The following is a 3,223-nucleotide window of genomic DNA, read 5'->3' as shown; positions in this document are numbered from 1 at the left end:
GCCTCTTGTTCAGATGTAGTAAACAACACTTCCGACGCTGGATTCAGGTGGCAAACTCGCATTCGTTGGTCACAGACAAAAACGGGATTACTAACGTGCGGCAAGGCTTTTAAAGCAACGCCGTCTTCTGCTTTTTTTTCGGTCCATGCGTCATGCAAGTTTGGGAATTGATTCTGAGCCAAGCATCTGGCAAAAAGCGAAAAATAAGGGCGCATTCTTTGACAGAAATGCAAAAGGGGCCGCACCCTATCATCAAAAGTAAGGCATACAAGGCCTAAGCGGCTATCCTCAAAAACGATAGGGACAACGACTGCTTTATGGCGCACGGAGCCCAACGAGTTTAGCAGTTCTGAATTGTGAACTAGGCTTTTGGAAAGATCGAACGGATTGCGCTCCAAAACATAGGGTCTGAAGTCCTTGCAAAACGGGTCTAAACCCGTCTCCATTATCCATACCTTTTCGCTTTCACGATCAAAAAACTGAGCATATTCGAAGTAACCACTTCGAAGGTCGGGTTTTTCACAAACTAAAAGAATGCCGCCTGTCGCATCAATTTCGCGACAAAGCTCTGACAAAAACATATGGCCGAGTATAGATTGGTTCGCACCCTGCTCGTGCAGAAGCATAAGCTTTTCATACACTCTGCGCAGAGAAGCGTCTTGGCGACGAGAACCTGTATTTGTTTCCATACGAGCACGCTCGATATATTGTGCTTGTAGAGCTTAGTCCATTTAAATACTATGCTCAACTGACCAATCGCCACTACGAGGCTAGCCATGGCGCTCAAAGGAATACTGTACGCTAGTCGCAGCTTGCAACCATTTTCTTCTCTCGATCTAGAAACGCTCTCGCAGCAAGCAAGCAAAAACAATTTAGTGCTCGATATATCAGGCTATCTGTACTTCGAGAAAGGTACCTTCCTCCAGTATATTGAGGGGCCAGCTGACGCTCTAGAGTGCCTTTTTAACAAGATTACACTAGATGAACGGCACAAGATTTATCGCCACATTAGCGATACGAAACTAACAGAGCGTCGCTTTCCGGACTGGTCCATGCAATGGCTTACAAATGCGTATCTCGCAGAGATAAGGCTTGAAAATATATTGATAGACCAATTGGATATCATGCAGAAGTTAGGGGGTGCCGGACCCGACTTCTCAGAAACAGCTTTTAGATTGGTCAATTCACTCGCACGATAGCCATGTCGAGCAATTAGTTAGAGATTAGAAAGCGACAAGCTTATTCTCGCTCAACCTCACAGTCCTCTCTGCCACTCTTGCCTCAGCGGAATCGAGCCTGGCTTATTCAAGGCCAGATTAATTTTATCCAACATCGCCTGCTTATCTTGGCCAAGCGTCCCCTTCAAAACCAAGTAATTGGACGCATGGTCCGACCGAAAAACGGTGTTCTTCAACTCAAAGGTCGAAACCAATGAATGAATTTCTTTAAATAACTCTTCCTGCGAAAGAGGCTCATAGTCGCCATCAAAGCCAGACCGGAATCGTTCTTCTCCCATCGGGAAAGACACGACAAGTGTTGAAACGAACTCAGGCTGAGTTTCGTTCATTAGCTTGGCGCTATTAATCGCGTGCTGCTCCGAGAATTTTCTCCCCCCCAAGCCATTCAAAATCATAACCGACGATTTAATTCCGGCTGCTTTGAGCTTGAGAAGTGCGTCCTTTGATGTTTCAAAGGTCTCGCCTTTTTGAACACACTCAAGGACTTTATCATCGCCAGATTCACACCCCACATAGACCATGGACAGTCCAAGCGCTCTCAGCTCAGCCAACTCCTCAACGGACTTTTTCTTCAAGTTTCTGGGCAAACAATATGCAGTGACTCGCTCAAGGTTTGGAAAGTATTGATTAATTTTTCCAAGAATCTCCTTCAATCTGCGGACAGATAAGGTCATAGCATCACCATCAGCAAGGAAGAATCTCCTTACGCCCGGCATTTGCGAGGCGACTGCCGCCAACTCTTTCTCCACATCTTCAATTGCTTTTGGCTTGAACTTCTTCTGAGGAGCAGTGTACATCTCACAGAAGCTACAACGGTTATATGAGCAGCCATTGCTTACCTGAAGAATGAGAGACTTAGCTTCAGAGGGCGGCCTAAATACTGGTTCGATGTAGTCGATAGGAAAATAATTCATAAAGCCTTTGGCGGTAAGAGCGTCTAAGACAATGCGACGCGTTCCATGAGGCCTGCTGCTGCAAGCTCGCCATGCAGATGCACGACCTCACTGGTTTGAAAGTTATAAGGAGTGAAGAAATTACCCTCACGCAGTAAGCTAACCAAGTCGCCTAGAAGGGGCATGTGCGCAACAACGAGAATACAATCATTCTCCGAACACTCAGCGAGTTTTTTAACGACTAGAGCCGGGTCAGAATCTGGGCGAAGAAAAGTTTGAACCGTCACGTCCATCTTGAGCGAATCAGCAAAAAATTCTGCTGTTTGCTGCGCACGCAACAGATCGCTGCTCCAGATTTCGGTAACGACGCCCGTTAGTAAAGATTTCATTTCAGAAGCGCGCTGCTTCGTGCTTGATTTGCCCATTTCTGTCAGTGGCCGCAACCTGTCGCTCGGTGCGTCGAACGAAGCCTCGCCATGGCGGCACAAAAAAACATTAACCATTACTGTCGGTGCGCTCTGGGCTTTCAGTGCTGATTTGACCATTCTCACGGTCGGGCCAGTCGGAGAACGGAAAAGGCATGTCGTCGTTTTCAAAACTGACAAACTCTGCGATTTGCTTGAGGTAAATACCCAGCCGTGCTCCAAAGTCTTTTAAGGCCTCGTTTGGCTGACCGGATACAACCGCGATGACGCTTTGCAGTAAAGCGATCAAAGCCAGCAATAAGTCCATAAAGCTAAAAACAATACAGAACAGAATAACGTAGACGATTCGCATTAGATCTCATCCTTCGGAAGGGTGTATTCAACATCTGTGTTTCGCTCTGCGAGCATCAATGTTTTTATCACAGCCGAAATCGATTCTCCACCATAAAGCACTTTATACAGGCCTTGAACCAGTGGCATGTATATATCGTGTTCATCAGCAAAACGCTTTACCTGCTTAAGCGTGTTCACACCCTCGGCAACCTCACCGAGCTCTGCCACAGCTTCATCGAGATTGCGCCCTTCGCCAAACGCATAGCCTACTCGATAATTCCGACTCAAAGGCGAGCACGCTGTGGCGATTAAATCACCAACTCCAGATAGACCG

The 3,223-nt window shown here is 46.8% G+C and carries 6 protein-coding genes; 1 reads left to right on the top strand and 5 read right to left on the bottom strand.

Annotated features, from left to right (window positions below; translation table 11 throughout):
• Positions 1 to 689: hypothetical protein (locus A3751_RS15985; protein WP_156492539.1), on the bottom strand; the 689-nt coding region annotated here is incomplete at its 3' end.
• Between the two features lie 87 nt (positions 690 to 776).
• On the opposite strand from A3751_RS15985, the gene A3751_RS15980 reads away from it, so the two are divergent.
• Positions 777 to 1,199: a BLUF domain-containing protein gene (locus A3751_RS15980; protein WP_068457873.1), complete on the top strand. Its 423-nt coding sequence runs from the start codon at positions 777 to 779 to the stop codon at positions 1,197 to 1,199.
• 56 nt (positions 1,200 to 1,255) lie between these two features.
• On the opposite strand, the gene A3751_RS15975 is transcribed toward A3751_RS15980, so the two are convergent.
• The 4 genes from A3751_RS15975 to A3751_RS15960 form a co-directional block, all read right to left on the bottom strand.
• On the bottom strand, positions 1,256 to 2,152 hold the full coding sequence (locus A3751_RS15975; RefSeq protein ID WP_068457870.1) for a radical SAM protein: 897 nt from the start codon (positions 2,150 to 2,152) through the stop codon (positions 1,256 to 1,258).
• Between the two features lie 23 nt (positions 2,153 to 2,175).
• Entirely contained in the window at positions 2,176 to 2,634 is a 459-nt protein-coding gene (sixA, locus tag A3751_RS15970) for a phosphohistidine phosphatase SixA (RefSeq protein WP_068457869.1), read from the bottom strand.
• Entirely contained in the window at positions 2,627 to 2,908 is a 282-nt protein-coding gene (locus tag A3751_RS15965; protein WP_068457867.1) for a DUF4389 domain-containing protein, read from the bottom strand. The genes sixA and A3751_RS15965 overlap by 8 nt, the downstream gene beginning before the upstream one ends.
• Positions 2,908 to 3,223: NAD(P)H-dependent glycerol-3-phosphate dehydrogenase (locus A3751_RS15960; protein ID WP_369821249.1), on the bottom strand; the 316-nt coding region annotated here is incomplete at its 5' end. The genes A3751_RS15965 and A3751_RS15960, both read right to left, overlap by 1 nt.

The sequence above is a fragment of the Oleiphilus sp. HI0080 genome, assembly GCF_001635135.1.
Note: the sequence above shows the minus strand (reverse complement) of the source record. Positions and strands in the feature narration are given on the sequence as shown.